This window comes from Enterobacter sp. T1-1 (assembly GCF_000710795.1).
GTDB classification, from domain to species: Bacteria; Pseudomonadota; Gammaproteobacteria; order Enterobacterales; family Enterobacteriaceae; genus Enterobacter; species Enterobacter cloacae.
On record NZ_JALW01000034.1, the window covers coordinates 40,471 to 55,329 of the forward strand.

The following is a 14,859-nucleotide window of genomic DNA, read 5'->3' on the forward strand; positions in this document are numbered from 1 at the left end:
GGGACAATGCTATGCAAAAACGACTGCTGATTAATGGTGAACTGGTGAGTGGCGAGGGGGAAAAACAGCCGGTCTATAACCCTGCCACCGGAGAGGTTCTGCTGGAGATTGCTGAAGCATCTGCCGCGCAGGTCGACGCGGCCGTGCAGGCAGCCGATCGGGCGTTCGCACAGTGGGGGCAAACCACGCCCAAAACGCGTGCCGAATGCCTGCTGAAACTGGCTGACGTTATTGAAGCGCATGCCGACGAGTTTGCCAGACTCGAATCCCTGAACTGCGGTAAGCCGCTGCACTGCGCGCTGGGCGATGAGATCCCCGCGGTGGTCGATGTGTTTCGGTTCTTTGCTGGCGCGGCCCGCTGCCTGAACGGACTGGCGGCGGGTGAGTATCTGGACGGCCATACCTCGATGATCCGCCGCGATCCGGTTGGGGTTGTCGCCTCCATCGCCCCCTGGAACTACCCGCTGATGATGGCGGCGTGGAAGCTGGCACCGGCGCTGGCCGCCGGGAACTGCGTGGTCATCAAGCCTTCTGAGATTACGCCGCTGACCGCCTTAAAACTGGCCGAACTGGCGAAGGATATTTTCCCGGCTGGCGTGCTGAACGTGCTGTTCGGGCGCGGAAAAACGGTAGGCGATCCGCTGACCGGGCATGAGAAAGTGCGCATGGTGTCACTCACCGGCTCAATTGCAACCGGGGAGCACATCATTGGCCATACCGCCTCATCCATAAAACGTACCCACATGGAGCTGGGCGGCAAGGCACCGGTTATCGTCTTTGATGACGCCGATCTGGATGCGGTCGTCGAGGGTGTGCGGACGTTTGGTTTCTACAATGCCGGGCAGGACTGCACTGCGGCCTGCCGAATTTATGCCCAGAAGGGCATTTATGCTGCGCTGGTGGAAAAACTGGGCGCAGCGGTGTCCAGCCTGAAGATGGGGGCGCCGGAAGAGGCCTCTACCGAGCTGGGGCCGCTGAGCTCGCAAGCGCATCTGTCGCGCGTCTGCCAGGCTGTGGAGGAGGCCAAAGCGCTCAGCCATATCCGCGTGGTGACGGGCGGCAGTAAAAAAGAGGGAGCGGGTTATTACTTCCAGCCAACCCTGCTGGCCGGAGCAAAACAGGAAGATGCCATTGTGCAACGTGAAGTCTTTGGCCCGGTGGTGAGCGTCACTGAATTTGACGACGAAGACCAGGTGCTGGCCTGGGCTAACGATTCACAATATGGCCTGGCCTCGTCCGTCTGGACTCAGGATGTGGGGCGCGCTCACCGGCTGAGTGCGCGTCTGCAATACGGCTGCACCTGGGTGAATACCCATTTTATGCTGGTAAGCGAAATGCCACACGGCGGCATGAAGTTATCCGGTTATGGGAAAGATATGTCGGTGTACGGGCTTGAGGATTATACCGTAGTCCGGCATGTGATGATAAAACACTAATATGCAGCTAAGTGGCTGTAATATATTGAAAATATATTGCAGTCGCTTGCTTGTGGACCATTGACGTTAAAATTAGTGCTCAGCAGAGCTGCCTGGTTGATGATTATGCCATCCTGACTGGAATTGGATAAACATGTGTAATAATGGCCCCAAACGGCAACTGGAATGACAGGTAATGGGATTTCAATATTGGTTCACGGTATGTGCAATTTTTCTGACCTGCCCCTTTATGCTTGTTCAGTCGATTATCTTTTTGCGACGAGGTGTCTACACTAAAACCTTCAAGGGAACGATGCGAAAGGAATATATCCACAAAGACACTAAACCTATTGAATACTGGTTTAACGTTATTGCTCAAATGATGATGAGTGCTGCAGTACTTGGTTTAGGTTTCTGGTTATTAGATGACCTACCTGCCTTTCATAGTTGGCACACTGAAATCCGCGCAATGCTTCCTTTTTAATTCACCATTGAAAAGATGCCAAACCTCGCTCAAGCGGGGTTTTTTGTTACCTGAAGATAACCACGGGGCATCGAAGCCAGAGGGATTAAAGAGTCAACTACAATCTTGATCTTGTCATGCATGGTTTTCGAAGACGGATCCTTGTCAGGGCATAGTTGTAACGCAATATACTCATTTGTTATTAGCCTTAATATTTAAGTGGTTATTGTGTAACGAAAAAACTTGATCTGTATCAACATATGACGCATATTGCGTGCGGTTATTTTTTCGGCTCTGGAATACAGAATGACGTTGTATCAAAAGATGTTGGTTTTTTACGCAATCATGGCTTCTATCTGCGCATTAATCACCTGGTTCCTGTCTAAAGATCGTAAACGCATCCGCCTGCTCAGCGCGTTTCTGGTAGGGTCGACGTGGCCGATGAGCTTCCCCGTTGCGCTGCTGGTCTCGCTTTTCTGAAGCACGCTTCCATTTTTAAACGATGAACATGGCATTCCCGCTACGATAACTGTATAAATAAACAGTGCATCGTAAAAGGAGTGCTTATGAACAGTTTTTACTCGCAACATGCGGGTTGCACCGTCCGCTGGCATGATTTGCCCGGCACCGGCGATCCCGTTGTCTTCATCCACGGATTGGGCTGCGCCTCGTCCTATGAATATCCCCGCGTCGTTCGAGACCCTCAGTTTGGCGGGTGCAGAACGATTCTCATCGATTTACCCGGCAGCGGTTACAGCGATAAGCCTGAGCACTACAGCTACAAAACTACCGATCAGGCCCGCGTTGTGGCTGAACTGATGGATCATCTCAAGCTCGATGCCTTCTGGCTGTACGGTCACAGCATGGGCGGTAGCATCGCCATTGAAGCGGCGGGGCTGCTGGCATCGCGTGTTAAAGGGCTGATGGTGTCGGAACCCAATTTTCATGCCGGGGGTGGGATGTTCAGCCGCTCGATTGCCGCACAAACGGAACAGCAGTTTCTGGAACAGGGATATCAGGCCATGCTCTGTGCAGAAAAAACGGCGTGGGCCGGGTGCCTCCAAAGTAATGCACCTTATGCTGTCTGGCGCGGCGCATCGAGCCTGGTGGCGGGCGTTGAGCCAGACTGGGAAACGCAATTTCTGTCGCTGCCTTGCCCGGTGACGTTGATTTTCGGCGAGCTCTCTTTGCCGGATGACGATGTGGAGCGCCTGAAGCAGAAGGGCGTTGAGGTCAAAATCATCCCTGCTGCGGGGCACTCCATGTCGTGGGAAAACCCGTCGGCACTGGCGCAGACGTTAGCGGAGTGTATGTCGGCGTGATTATCGTTGCGAAATGTTGGCCGGGTAAGCGCAGCACCACCCGGCAACAAAGACTGCTACATGATTAAAGCCTGTAATGCCCGACGTGCGTCAGGCTGAACATCATGCGGGTGCTGATAATCAATGTTCTCTATTGCCCGGCTATAGAGGGCAACCAGCCAGTCGTAAACGTACGCGGTGGCCGCATGGACAGGCTGTTCCTCCAGGCGCGTCAGGCGCGGCGCGGCGCTGCTAACCACGGGCGTAACAAAGATTGCCTGCCCCTTACGGATGCGGCTTGCCGGACGTTCAGCAACAGGCGTCTGGTCGTAACCCAGCCAGCCAACGAAATTGCCCATCACCGCATGCAGCTGTGCGGCACTGCTCTTGTCGGTTTCGACAATACGCTGAAGCTGCTGAGGCAGGTTAAGACGGTAGCTGGCGACCACCAGAACCTCGGCAATTTGCTGTAACACCGCAGGCTCAAGACCCAGGCGTGTGGCCGCTGCGTCATTGCGACTCCACTGGCGCAAATGGTTCATCCACACTTTATGCGCCAGGCGCGCTTTATCTTTTGTCTGGAACGTGCTGGCACTTTCCTGCGCATTATCGGCAAACAGATCGATGGTATCCGTAAACAGACCGTTGACCTGCTCCTCGCGCGGTTGCTGGACGGCCAGAAGCGTTTCGAAGGCTTTGAGCGGAGGCAGAAGCCCTTCGAGCAACTCACCGTGGCGGGCGGCGCTGCTTTGCAGGGTGCGAACCATGTTCTCGGCCTGAGTTCGTCTTGCTGCAGGCTCCTCAACCAGCGGTGCCAGATAACTGTGCATCAAAGCCGACAGCTCCTGGCGCAGCGCCGTTTTCAGCGTGTTAAGACGTTTCTGTCGCTGGGCAGGTAACGTGGCCTGTGACAGCCACTCGATGACGCGCTGCATGCTGTGGCTGTCCAGCGCCTGCAGCGTGCCCCAGCGCAGGCCCGGTTTACCCAGCAGATGCTGGACTGCTTCATCGAGATTCTGCCGGGTGGTAAAACGCGCGTCGTGAGGCGTAATCGCCCACACCAGACCCGGCAGGGCTGATTCCTCCGCAGGCTGCGTCTCTTTGACCCAGTTCATCAGTACCTTTGCTTTTTTTGCCGTCTGGTCGTGCTGCGCGGTCGCATTGCAGATCACAAGCACATCTGGCTGCAGCTGCTGGCGATAGTGTTCCAGCAGCCACTGACATTTGGCCTGGCTTAGCGGATCGGCGCTGTTGTCTGCAAAGACCGGGATATCAATAATATCGACGTTATCCAGCGCGCTGCTCTCGACAGGCAGTACCAGTTCACGCGTCAGGAATGCCAGTACATCGACGGGCAGGCTAATGGCATTAAGCATCTCGCCGTTGTTCAGGGGATGCAGCAGCGTCTCCTGAGCGTCCGGAAGGGTAAAGGTGCCATGGGTCAGGAAGCCTTCGCCAGGCAGACCAAAGTTATCCACCAGCAGGCTGAGCGGGGCGGCAAGTTCGCTGGCGTGGCTGGTCTGGTGCAGAACATGGGCGAGCTTTAACCACTGCTGGGTCAGTTCCTGTTGCTCACCCCATAAAAGCGACCAGACGCTGGCCCGGGTGGTGAGGTCAAGCGATGGCACCAGTTGCGCAAACTGATGCCACAGCACATCATCAATTTGCTGTCTGGCGGCAGGTACCGTGCTCTGCCAGAAGCGGGCAATCGCGCCCACTTCCTCCGCCGTTATGCCCGGTACACCCTGCGGCTGACGCAGGCCGCGCCACTTCTCAAGGCGCGTCTCGATAACGGCCTTATCCACGGCGCGGATCTGCGGGTGTAAGGTGGTGCGGGCAATAAACAGCTGCACCAGCTCGGCCTCGGTGACCAGGCTCAGACGTAGCGGGAAAGCCTCATCGTCCACCGCTGTGCTTTCAGTGCTGAAGCGCAGTGCCATGTTGGTCAGGGCATGTCCCGGGTTGATATGTGAAAAGTAGTCGAACGTGCGTTGCCCGGGAATAACGTTCAGCCGCCCGTTACCGTTGCCGCACAGGGACAACAGCAGATGCGCTTTGGCGCTTTGGGAGTGGCCATACAGACCAATGCTGCTCCGCCGGGTCAGCGCCTGTTCAATGGCCTGCTCCCGCGCCTGCGCCGCATTGATACGTGCCAGCAGGGCGTCGGCATCGTTATCCAGCACCGGGGCGTGCAGGCGCGTCTCGTTAATCCACCCGATTAAGGCCTGCGTGGTGGTCATCGTTGCACTCATTTCAGGTATACACTCCCGCTGTCGATCCAGTAGTGGCTACCGCTATGACGGCGATCGGCCAGGGTATTCAGTTTGAAGGTTAAGGCGTCAGGTGGGACAGGGGTTCCATCCTGCAGCCAGGCGTCGCTTAGCTCGAAAGATTCCGGGCCTTCGTGCTTGCTGCCTCCGCAGAGCTTAAGCCGCACGTTCAGCACGCCGTCGCCAGCAATCGCTTTGGCCAGTTCCGCCGAGTTGATACTCAGGGTGTACAGCGGCGTCGCCGGCCAGCGTGCGTTCGCCAGCTGGCGGAAGCCAAGCGTGACGTTACCACGCAGCGGGAAATGCAGGCGGGCGTCGAGTTTTGCGCCAGGTTTATCCAGGTCGATATCCTGATACCAGACGTTCTCCTCACGCAGCGTGTTAACGGTGTTATCCAGCACGCCCAGATAGCGCACGGTGGAGTAGGCGCCAATATCGGCCGCCTTAAAGTTAAAGCGCGGCAGACGCAAATCGAGCGCCAGGCTGCAGAGCATGGCCCCCACGGCGGCGGTCGATTTCGGGTTACCGATGCGACCCTGCTGGCTGAACGGATACCACTCATGAACCTGGTATTTATCCAGCCATACGATGCGATTGACCGGCACGGGCTGGAGATGGCGGATCAGCGCCTGCACGCCCGGCAGGCACCCCGGACGACCAGTGATCAGCAAAATATCACAGCTGTAATGAGAGATCGCTTCGCACACCGCATGGAGCGGAGAGGCCAGCGTGAATTGACCTGCCAGCATCGCATCCTGCATTTCGCGGAAATTCACATGCAGCGGCACGGCAAACAGGTCGAAGGCTTCAGAGCCAGCAGGCAGAGCGTGGTCGACAGCCTGCTGCAGGTAGTTCATCACATTGCGGGTCGGCTTCTGCGGCAGCAGATCGCCAAAGGTGGCATGCAAACCGGCCAGCGGATCGTCAATGTCGCTGGATTCCCACGCGGCAAGGATCGCATGACCGATCGGCATAAAGAGCTGAAGTGCGGTCTGCTGGCGCAATACCGCCTGGGTATCAATACGCCCGGAGTCACCGAACAACGACGCCATCAGCAGAGACGCGTCCGCAATGCCGGACTTCTGCAACTGCGTTTGCAGGGCTGGCAACACATAGCGCTGGATAACGTCCAGCAGCGTGTCGTCGCCGGCCACTTTAAACCCTTCGCGGAAGAGAAGCTGTGGCGTGATTTTGACGTTATTCCCGGAGCCGTCATCCAGCTGATAGTGGGTGATCGCCATATCTGTGGTGCCGCCGCCAATATCGATAGAAGCAACGCGCAGCGCGCGACCCGGCTGGACACCAGGCTCAGGTTCACGATCCGGGCGGGCGAGGGAGGCGAAGAAGGCTTCCGTCTGACCACCAAAACGGGAGATCGCTTCGTTGTAAAGCCAGACCAGTTGCCCGCAGCTCGCTTCATCCCACTCCATCTGGATCTCAGGCACCGGCACCACGCTTTTATCCTGCTGCTTGCGGGTGGCAAAGTCTTCATCCTGCGGATGCCATCCCATCGCTTTCCAGACGATGGCAATCGCTTCAAACATGCGGCGACGGAAGATCTCGCGCTCCTGCTTCGGCATCGCCGAGGGCAGTGTGAGGATCAGCGTGCGCAGCTGGCGCGGAGACGCCGGGAAGCCCAGACGCAAGCGCGTGGCGACGCTGTTGATCTGGCCCAGCGCCTGTGCCAGCAGCTCGCACAGCATATGGGTCATCAGGGTGCTGCGGCTGTACTGCGGGGAGAAAACCGGCAGACGCTCGTCCTGGGGCAGCGTAAACAGCGGTTCGCCGTCATCATTCATCAGGTTCATCAGCGGGAACGCGGTCGCCAGCGGCTCGCGTTGGGTTTTGCTGTTCATCTGGCTGAAACGCCAGTCCTGCACCACCGGCGTCTCATCCCACAGGTAGCGACGCGGGCTGGAGATACCGCTGTTACCTTCAGTCCCCAGACGCTGCATGGCCAGCTTACGCGCCTCATCGCCAACCCGGACAATAGAAGGCCAGACGAAGGCATCCTCGCGACCGCTTTCAACCGAGAAGTGCTGTTTGCCAAAGCGTGCTTCCGAGAACTCCAGGCGGCTGGTAAACAGGGGCTCATTGAGGAACTGCGGCTCGCTTAAAGAGCGCACCTGCAACTCGGCCGTCTGGCGCAGACCGTCGTTGGCGTCGCCGTGATCTTCAATAATCACGCCGCAGGTATGGGTGTTGCCCACGTCGAGGATCAAATCGACCGGAATGGCAGGCGTGCTGAGCGTATGGGTGACAAATTTGACTTCCGGCACGGTGAGTTGTTCACCAAGCATGGTCAGCACATTCAGCCAGTGTGCCTGATACTCAAAGCTGCGCATGGCCTGCTGCAGATCGCGTTCTGAACGGTGTTCAACGTCCGAGGCGTACTGCGTGAACGCTTCGCGCAGCCAGCCATCTATCCACGTCTGGTCGAGGAAATTTTCTACTTCGGCATCGCGCCAGGCCAGCGCGAAGCGGGTCCCGTTAAGAATATCGTTTTCCACCGGCGACAGCGCGGAGGTGGCATGCTCCGCAATCTGGCTGTCGAGGGCGAGGGTGACGCGATGGGTGTTGCCTGCGGTGTCCGGCGTCTCCAGCTTGCGGACCTGAACGCGCGCCCAGTTGTCCGGGCCGTCAACAAAGGTTCGCGGCGGGTTGAAGCGCAGGAACGGAACGGGGAGCCAGACGCCATCCAGCACGGCCAGGGACTGATGCAGCGCGATGGTTGTCTCAGGCTTGACTACCTCAGGCTGGCCGCCGTCCGTGCCGGGCAGGGTGTAACGCCCGTTAACCAGGTCGAAATCAAGGCGCAAAAGCGGGCCGTTCGCGGTTTTACGCACGAAACGCCCGTTGCTGGCGGTGTCCTGCGGGGTCAGACCGAAATCGAGGAACTGTACACCGCTGTTGGCAATAAGCGTAACGCTCTGTTTATAGTCGCAAAGATTTACCAGCATAGGATCAGGCACCTGCTTTCTTAAACGTCAGTGGAACGACGGTTTTTGCATCATAACGGGCATTGCATTCGGCGACATCGCTGGTGCCTGCTTTACAGGAGACTTCCGGCATCGGGTAGCGGGAACCGTCTGTGCAGCGTGCATTGCCGCGACTCTTAATCATCAGCTCGCCATTGCTGTGCAGGCCGGAGAAAACCTCTACGCGGCACACAACATTATCGCCATGCACAACACGGGCGAAGCCTTTGTTGTTCTGGATCTGATAGCGCAGTGACGGCGGTTTGCCGGTCACCGGATCTTTTACGTCAAGAATGGCGCGCCAGGTGCCGTTCAGGAAACGCGTCGAGCCCGCTTTGACCTGACCGGCCTCCATGACCATGGCATCTTTCGGGATCGCGGCAATCACCACCGGGGCAGACACCGGAGCGGGATCGGGTTCCTTCGCTTTATTCTCTACCACCTCAGCCTGATGCAGCGGCAGGTTCATCGCCAGTGGTTCAACCGCTTTAATCGGTTTTGGGGCAATCGCCACGGGTTGTGGTGCCGGGGCGGCGGCTGGCGCGGGCTCTGCCGAAGGGGCCTGTTTTGGCCACAGCAGCGGGGCGGCAATGGCGGCAACGATCACAGCGGCAACCGGCAGCGACCATAAGGGCACGCGACGCTTTTTCACGACGGGCGCAGGAGCAGGCTCTTCAACAGGCGGCGCAACGGCTGGCGCGGGCTCGGGCTCATACAGCGCTTCAGGCGTAATGCGCACAACCGTGGCCGGGGCGATCAAAGGTTCGTCAGCGTGTTCAAAGGTGACGGCCGGGGTCGGTTCAGGTTCCGGTTCAGGATCTTCAATCACCACCGGCGCGGGCTCAGGGATCAGCGATTCGCGCAGGCAGTCGAGTACGTCATCGCGTGCATTTTCGTTCAGGTTTACAAATCCCCAGAACGCAATGACCGGTTTACCGTCGACCAGATAAAGGAAATTTTCGCTCGGGAACTGGAAGGCTTTCGACAGCAAGGAGCCAAAAAGCTGTTGTGCGGTTTTAGGCGACTGGAGGCATTTCTTACTCAGCGATTCGACGCTGGCAAGAGTGTTTTCCAGATAGCGTAGGGCGCGAAAACGGTCATCTTCATTGGCCGTTTTCCAGCTGGTGACGCTACCTTCCACCGGGGAGTACCAGTCCACGCGGTCACCGCCGTCGTTGACCTGCGGAATGGCCAGACAGTCGACAATGGCCTGCTGTTTGCGCAACCGGAGTGCTTCACGTATTTGCAACGCTGATTCAAAAACGGCTTGTCCGCCGCCGCCAACGGCCTGAAAATCATCCAGATTACCGCTGCGTAAAAGAGTTTTTGCCACGATTTGATCCCATATACTTCTTCACACCGTTACTTTAACGAAACCGGAAAGCAAACAAACGGAGGAAGAGACGCTAAAAGCGCCGATTTCTTGCGGCATAGATCGTGACGGTTGTGCTTGACGGATAATGGAACTTAAGACAAATCACCTTTTTCGGCACTGGCTGTAAAACCAGCGAAAAACGCGGCTTTAGAATAACCTGATAGTGTTTCGTTATTTGCCAGCTTATAGCGGCTGTGCTGTTATTACTGTCCTATATAATAAAACTGTCAGGGTTATAACCATGTCTACAGGGAAAACACTGCTCGCCCTTGCGCTGAGCGCTATTTTACCAGCCGGTGCCGCATGGGCGGCAAACAACGACACCCTTATTTACTGTTCTGAAGCGTCCCCCGAGTCGTTCAACCCGCAAATTGCCAGCTCAGGCCCGTCATTCGTCGCCAGCTCTCAGGTACTCTATAACCGCCTGATCAATTTCGACCCGGTGAAAAACACCCCGGTTCCGTCTCTGGCGGAATCCTGGACGATTTCACCGGACGGCAAGACCTATACCTTTACGCTGCGTAAAGGGGTGAAGTTCAACAGCAACAAATACTTCAAACCGACGCGCGACTTTAATGCCGATGACGTTATTTTCTCGGTCATGCGTCAGAAAGACCCTAAACACCCGTATCACAATGTGTCGCAGGGCAATTACGAATACTTTAACGACGTCGGCCTCGATAAGCTGATCCAGGACGTTAAAAAGGTCGATGATTATCATGTTCAGTTCACCCTCAGTGAACCGAACGCCGCTTTCCTGGCCGACTGGGGCATGGATTTTGCCTCCATTTTGTCTGCCGAATATGCGGATGCGATGCTGAAAAAAGGCACGCCTGAGAACGTCGATACCTGGCCAATCGGAACCGGCCCCTATGTACTCCAGCAGTACAAGGTGGACTCTCTGATCCGCTATGTGGCTAACCCGAACTACTGGGAAGGCCCGGTCCCGACCAAACACCTGATCTTCTCCATCACGCCAAACGTGGAGACTCGTCTGGCGAAACTGCAAACCAATGAGTGCCAGATCATTCCTGCGCCATCTCCGGTGCAGTTTGACGTCATTAAGAACAACAAAAACCTGACGCTGCACTCCGTCGATGCGCTGAACGTGGGGTATCTGGCGTTCAATACCGAGAAAAAACCGTTTGATAACGTGCTGGTGCGCCAGGCGCTGAACTACGCCACCGACAAAAAGGCCATCGTTAACGCCGTCTTTATGGGCTCCGGTACGGTCGCGAAATCTCCAATTCCGCCAAATATGATGGGCTTTAATAAAGATCTGAAGGATTACAGCTACGACCCGGAAAAAGCGAAAGCCCTGCTGAAGCAGGCCGGACTGGAGAAGGGCGCGGAGGTCACGCTGTGGTCAATGCCGGTACAGCGTCCGTACAACCCGAACTCCCGCCGTATTGCCGAGATGATCCAGAGCGACTGGGCGAAAGTGGGCGTGAAGGCCAAAATCGTCTCTTACGAGTGGGGAGAGTATCTTTCCGGAATGCGTAAAGGCGAGCATGACTCCGCGCTGTTCGGCTGGATGTCGGACAACGGCGACCCGGATAACTTTGCCGATGTGCTGCTGGGCTGCAATAGCATCAAAACCGGCTCCAACGCTGCACGCTGGTGTAATAAGGATTATGATGCCCTGGTGCAGAAAGCCAAACTGACCAGCAACCCGGACGATCGTGCGAAGCTGTATAGCCAGGCGCAGGAGATTTTCTATCAGCAGGCGCCGTGGATTGCGCTGGCAAACGGCAAAACGTTCTATGCTACCCGCAGCAACGTCACGGGTTACAGCGTGAGCCTGATGGGCAGTGATTTCTCAAAAGCGAAGCTGAACTGATTGTGTGCCCGGTGGCGCTGCGCTTACCGGGCCTACGGTACGCCAGGTAGGCCGGGTAAGGCGTAGCCGCCACCCGGCAACGAAAAAGGAGTGACAATGTCACATTTAAACGAAGTTATCGCCCGTGTGGATGCCGCGCTTGACGAAAGCGTCATTGCACATATGAACGAACTGCTGATTGAACTGAGCGATGATGCTGAGCTGAGCCGCGAAGAACGCTATACCCAGCAGCAGCGCCTGCGTACCGCGATTTCGCACCACGGTAAGCAGCATAAAGAAGAGATGGAGGCGCGCCAGGAGCAGCTCACCAAAGGCGGCGTTATTCTGTAATGTTCAAAACTGGCGTCGGGCCACCAGCCACGCGCCCACCACCAGCATCACTGCGCCGCACACCGGGCCAATCAGCGCCCGCAACGGAATGCCATGGCTTTTCAGCACGTCCATTATCAGCCCGCCGATGAGCTGGCTTGCCACCAGCACGGCGATGGTTGTCGCCGCGCCAACGTTCTGGTAACCACTAATGCTGGCAAAAACAAAAAATGAGCCCAGCAACCCGGGGATCAACGTCCACCAGCGTACCGTGGATGCCAGCTCGCTAAACCCCGCGCCCCCTTGTTTAAACAGCAGAATGCTAACAAACAACACAATGCCGACCAGCGAGTTCAGCAGCATCGCAATGAGTATGGTGGAAGAGGACTGGGTGATACGCACCATCAGGGTATTTTGCACCACCAGGCCAATGCCCGCCGCCACCAGAAAAGCCAGCGTCAGTGATTGGTTCATTTAATCGCATCCGGATCGCTGCGCTCATCAAGCTGCAGCTGCATAAAGGTTAAGTCCAGCCAGCGGCCAAATTTGGTGCCCACCTGCGGCATCTGACCCGTTGTAACAAAGCCAAGCGTCTGATGAAGATGGATGGAGGCGTGGTTCTGCGCTTCAATCCCCGCCACCATCACGTGTTTGCCGATGTCACGGGCTTCAATAATCAACGCCTTCATCAGCATACGGCCAATGCCTTTGCCCTGGTGATCCGGGTGGACGTAAACCGAGTGCTCTACCGTATGACGAAAACCGTCAAAGGCGCGCCAGTCACCGAAGGAGGCGTAGCCGGTGATGATGCCATTCTCTTCGCTTACCAGCACCGGATAACCTGCGAGGGTGCGGGCCTCAAACCATGCGATACGGTTATCAGTATCGACCGTGGTATCGTTCCAGATCGCGGCGGTGTGCAGCACCGCGTGGTTGTAAATTTCACCAATAGCGGCGCAGTCTTCTTTGCAGGCATGACGAACGATCATGATGGAACCCCTGAATGTGTTGTTTACTATGTTATTACGTTATTGCTACGATATTACACAACAACCCGGACAGATGGCTACGGTATAAGCCCGATTTTTTTGTTATTAAAACCTCATTGAAATACCGTTCATACACTATAGTATGACGTCATGAACACCATAACAGACACGATGAATCAACGGATTAGCGCAAGAATTCGCCTTGAACGCGAATCACGCGGATGGTCGCTGAGCGAACTCGCCGATCGGGCAGGCGTCTCGCGCGCCATGATCCACAAAATTGAGCGCGGCGACAGCAGCCCGACGGCAACGCTGCTTGCGCGCTTATCCGGCGCGTTCGGCATCAGCATGTCAACGCTGATAGCAAGAGCGGAGATGCAGGAGGGTAAACTGCTGCGCCTTGCTAACCAGCCCGTCTGGCGCGATCCGCAAACCCATTACCTGCGCCGCCACGTTTCACCGCGCACCGATCTGCCCATCGATCTTGTCCAGGTTGAACTGCCCGCCGGGAGCGATGTGCCGATGCCCGCATCGTCCTATGCGCTGGCCCGCCAGCTGATCTGGCTGCAGTCCGGGGAGCTGGTCTTTCAGGAAGGCGACACCCGCCACGAAATGCAGGCCGGGGATTGTCTGGAGCTCGGGCCGCCCAATGACTGTCGGTTCATTAACGAAACCAATGAACCCTGCGTCTATCTGGTGGTTCGTCTTAACCAGTCTGGCTCGTAATGTTAAGGCGCTCAGGCGGATCATGAGCCAGGATCAATGGACATCTGTACCATAAGGAGTCTCTGATGAATCAATCTGTTTCGCAAAATCGTCGCTGGGTACTGGCTTCGCGTCCACACGGCGCGCCGGTCGCGGATAACTTTCGTCTCGAAGAGCAGCCGGTTCCGGTACCGGCGGCAGGAGAAGTTCTGCTGCGTACGATCTGGCTTTCGCTTGACCCGTACATGCGCGGCCGCATGAGCGATGCGCCATCCTATTCACCGCCGGTTGAAATTGGTGCGGTGATGGTCGGCGGAACGGTCAGTCGCGTTGAGCAGTCCAGTCATCCGGATTTTAAAGCAGGAGAATGGGTGCTGGGATACAGCGGCTGGCAGGAGTACGACCTCTCTGACGGCAGTGGTCTGGTCAAACTGGGCGAAAATCCCTCCCATCCTTCCTGGGCGCTGGGCGTTCTGGGAATGCCGGGCTTTACCGCCTATATGGGGCTGCTGGATATCGGGCAACCCAAAGCGGGTGAGACTCTGGTGGTTGCCGCGGCAACGGGGCCCGTAGGTGCGACGGTTGGGCAAATCGGTAAAATCAAAGGCTGCCGGGTCATCGGTGTGGCCGGAGGCGCAGAGAAATGCCGCCATGCCGTTGAGGTGCTGGGCTTTGACCAGTGTCTGGATCATCATGCCGATGATTTTGCCACGCAGCTTCAGAACGCCTGCCCGAACGGTATTGATATCTATTATGAAAACGTTGGCGGTAAGGTCTTTGACGCCGTGCTCCCGCTGCTCAATACCTCCGCGCGGGTGCCGGTATGTGGTCTGGTGAGCGGCTACAATGCCACCGGTCTGCCTGAGGGGCCGGATCGTTTGCCGCTGTTAATGGGCACCATCCTGAAAAAACGCATTCGTATGCAGGGTTTTATCATCGGCCAGGATTACGGACACCGCATCAAAGAGTTCCAGGAAGAGATGGGGCGCTGGGTGCAGGAGGGTAAAATCCACTATCGTGAACAGGTGACCGACGGGCTGGAAAACGCACCGGATGCGCTGATTGGCCTTCTGGAAGGCAAAAACTTTGGCAAAGTCGTGATTCGCGTCGCGGCAGACAATAAATAAACAAGATTATGGCGGGGGGGGCCGCCCCCATTTTTTTTTTAGATAAAAAATATTTTTTTTTTTTTAAAATACACAACATTTTTTTTT

General features: G+C 56.6%; 13 protein-coding genes. 8 read left to right on the plus strand and 5 right to left on the minus strand.

Translation table 11 applies throughout. The features are described from left to right. Positions 1–11 precede the first annotated feature (11 nt). From patD to AK59_RS0112740, 4 genes are all read left to right on the plus strand, one after another. Positions 12–1,436 carry an aminobutyraldehyde dehydrogenase gene (patD, locus tag AK59_RS0112725; protein ID WP_029882933.1) on the plus strand — a complete coding sequence of 475 codons (1,425 nt, stop codon included), beginning with the start codon at positions 12–14 and terminating at the stop codon, positions 1,434–1,436. A gap of 175 nt (positions 1,437–1,611) precedes the next feature. Then, a complete protein-coding gene (locus AK59_RS0112730) occupies positions 1,612–1,899 on the plus strand; it encodes a hypothetical protein (RefSeq protein ID WP_029882934.1) in 288 nt (95 codons plus the stop codon). A 285-nt stretch (positions 1,900–2,184) separates the two neighbouring features. Then, complete coding sequence (locus AK59_RS01000000123755) at positions 2,185–2,358, plus strand: GhoT/OrtT family toxin (protein ID WP_013096478.1); 174 nt, start codon at positions 2,185–2,187, stop codon at positions 2,356–2,358. Positions 2,359–2,444: 86 nt separating this feature from the next. Next, positions 2,445–3,200 (plus strand): alpha/beta fold hydrolase, encoded by a 756-nt coding sequence (locus AK59_RS0112740; RefSeq protein WP_029882935.1) that lies wholly within the window; start codon positions 2,445–2,447, stop codon positions 3,198–3,200. Positions 3,201–3,256: 56 nt separating this feature from the next. Here AK59_RS0112740 and AK59_RS0112745 read toward each other — a convergent pair whose 3' ends face one another. The 3 genes from AK59_RS0112745 to AK59_RS0112755 are packed head-to-tail and all read right to left on the minus strand — an operon-like array spanning position 3,257 to position 9,760. After that, a complete protein-coding gene (locus AK59_RS0112745) occupies positions 3,257–5,431 on the minus strand; it encodes a virulence factor SrfC family protein (protein ID WP_029882936.1) in 2,175 nt (724 codons plus the stop codon). After that, positions 5,428–8,409 (minus strand): virulence factor SrfB, encoded by a 2,982-nt coding sequence (locus tag AK59_RS0112750; RefSeq protein ID WP_029882937.1) that lies wholly within the window; start codon positions 8,407–8,409, stop codon positions 5,428–5,430. Before AK59_RS0112750 ends, AK59_RS0112745 begins: the two co-directional genes overlap by 4 nt. Positions 8,410–8,413: 4 nt before the next feature. Then, positions 8,414–9,760, minus strand: a complete 1,347-nt coding sequence (locus tag AK59_RS0112755) for an SrfA family protein (RefSeq protein ID WP_029882938.1) — start codon at positions 9,758–9,760, stop codon at positions 8,414–8,416. A 283-nt stretch (positions 9,761–10,043) separates the two neighbouring features. Between AK59_RS0112755 and AK59_RS0112760 the strand changes: the two genes are divergently transcribed. Next, entirely contained in the window at positions 10,044–11,642 is a 1,599-nt protein-coding gene (locus AK59_RS0112760; RefSeq protein WP_023621253.1) for an ABC transporter substrate-binding protein, read from the plus strand. A gap of 96 nt (positions 11,643–11,738) precedes the next feature. Next, complete coding sequence (locus tag AK59_RS0112765) at positions 11,739–11,972, plus strand: YdcY family protein (RefSeq protein WP_029882939.1); 234 nt, start codon at positions 11,739–11,741, stop codon at positions 11,970–11,972. A 3-nt stretch (positions 11,973–11,975) separates the two neighbouring features. Here AK59_RS0112765 and AK59_RS0112770 read toward each other — a convergent pair whose 3' ends face one another. Both AK59_RS0112770 and AK59_RS0112775 read right to left on the minus strand, forming a co-directional pair. Next, positions 11,976–12,425, minus strand: a complete 450-nt coding sequence (locus AK59_RS0112770) for a DMT family transporter (RefSeq protein ID WP_029882940.1) — start codon at positions 12,423–12,425, stop codon at positions 11,976–11,978. After that, positions 12,422–12,940, minus strand: coding sequence for a GNAT family N-acetyltransferase (locus AK59_RS0112775; protein ID WP_013096485.1), 519 nt, complete (start codon positions 12,938–12,940; stop codon positions 12,422–12,424). The genes AK59_RS0112770 and AK59_RS0112775 overlap by 4 nt, the downstream gene beginning before the upstream one ends. A gap of 150 nt (positions 12,941–13,090) precedes the next feature. On the opposite strand from AK59_RS0112775, the gene AK59_RS0112780 reads away from it, so the two are divergent. Both AK59_RS0112780 and AK59_RS0112785 read left to right on the plus strand, forming a co-directional pair. Then, on the plus strand, positions 13,091–13,666 hold the full coding sequence (locus AK59_RS0112780; protein WP_013096486.1) for a helix-turn-helix domain-containing protein: 576 nt from the start codon (positions 13,091–13,093) through the stop codon (positions 13,664–13,666). A 65-nt stretch (positions 13,667–13,731) separates the two neighbouring features. Next, entirely contained in the window at positions 13,732–14,772 is a 1,041-nt protein-coding gene (locus tag AK59_RS0112785; protein WP_023621250.1) for an NADP-dependent oxidoreductase, read from the plus strand. Positions 14,773–14,859: the final 87 nt, after the last annotated feature.

Coding starts and splice junctions, on each gene's coding strand:
- AK59_RS0112765 (WP_029882939.1), top strand. CDS start 11,739: ATGTCACATTTAAACGAAGTTATCGCCCGTGTGGATGCCGCGCTTGAC.
- AK59_RS0112775 (WP_013096485.1), bottom strand. CDS start 12,940: ATGATCGTTCGTCATGCCTGCAAAGAAGACTGCGCCGCTATTGGTGAA.
- AK59_RS0112780 (WP_013096486.1), top strand. CDS start 13,091: ATGAACACCATAACAGACACGATGAATCAACGGATTAGCGCAAGAATT.
- AK59_RS0112785 (WP_023621250.1), top strand. CDS start 13,732: ATGAATCAATCTGTTTCGCAAAATCGTCGCTGGGTACTGGCTTCGCGT.
- AK59_RS0112745 (WP_029882936.1), bottom strand. CDS start 5,431: ATGAGTGCAACGATGACCACCACGCAGGCCTTAATCGGGTGGATTAAC.
- AK59_RS0112750 (WP_029882937.1), bottom strand. CDS start 8,409: ATGCTGGTAAATCTTTGCGACTATAAACAGAGCGTTACGCTTATTGCC.
- AK59_RS01000000123755 (WP_013096478.1), top strand. CDS start 2,185: ATGACGTTGTATCAAAAGATGTTGGTTTTTTACGCAATCATGGCTTCT.
- AK59_RS0112730 (WP_029882934.1), top strand. CDS start 1,612: ATGGGATTTCAATATTGGTTCACGGTATGTGCAATTTTTCTGACCTGC.
- AK59_RS0112770 (WP_029882940.1), bottom strand. CDS start 12,425: ATGAACCAATCACTGACGCTGGCTTTTCTGGTGGCGGCGGGCATTGGC.
- patD (WP_029882933.1), top strand. CDS start 12: ATGCAAAAACGACTGCTGATTAATGGTGAACTGGTGAGTGGCGAGGGG.
- AK59_RS0112740 (WP_029882935.1), top strand. CDS start 2,445: ATGAACAGTTTTTACTCGCAACATGCGGGTTGCACCGTCCGCTGGCAT.
- AK59_RS0112760 (WP_023621253.1), top strand. CDS start 10,044: ATGTCTACAGGGAAAACACTGCTCGCCCTTGCGCTGAGCGCTATTTTA.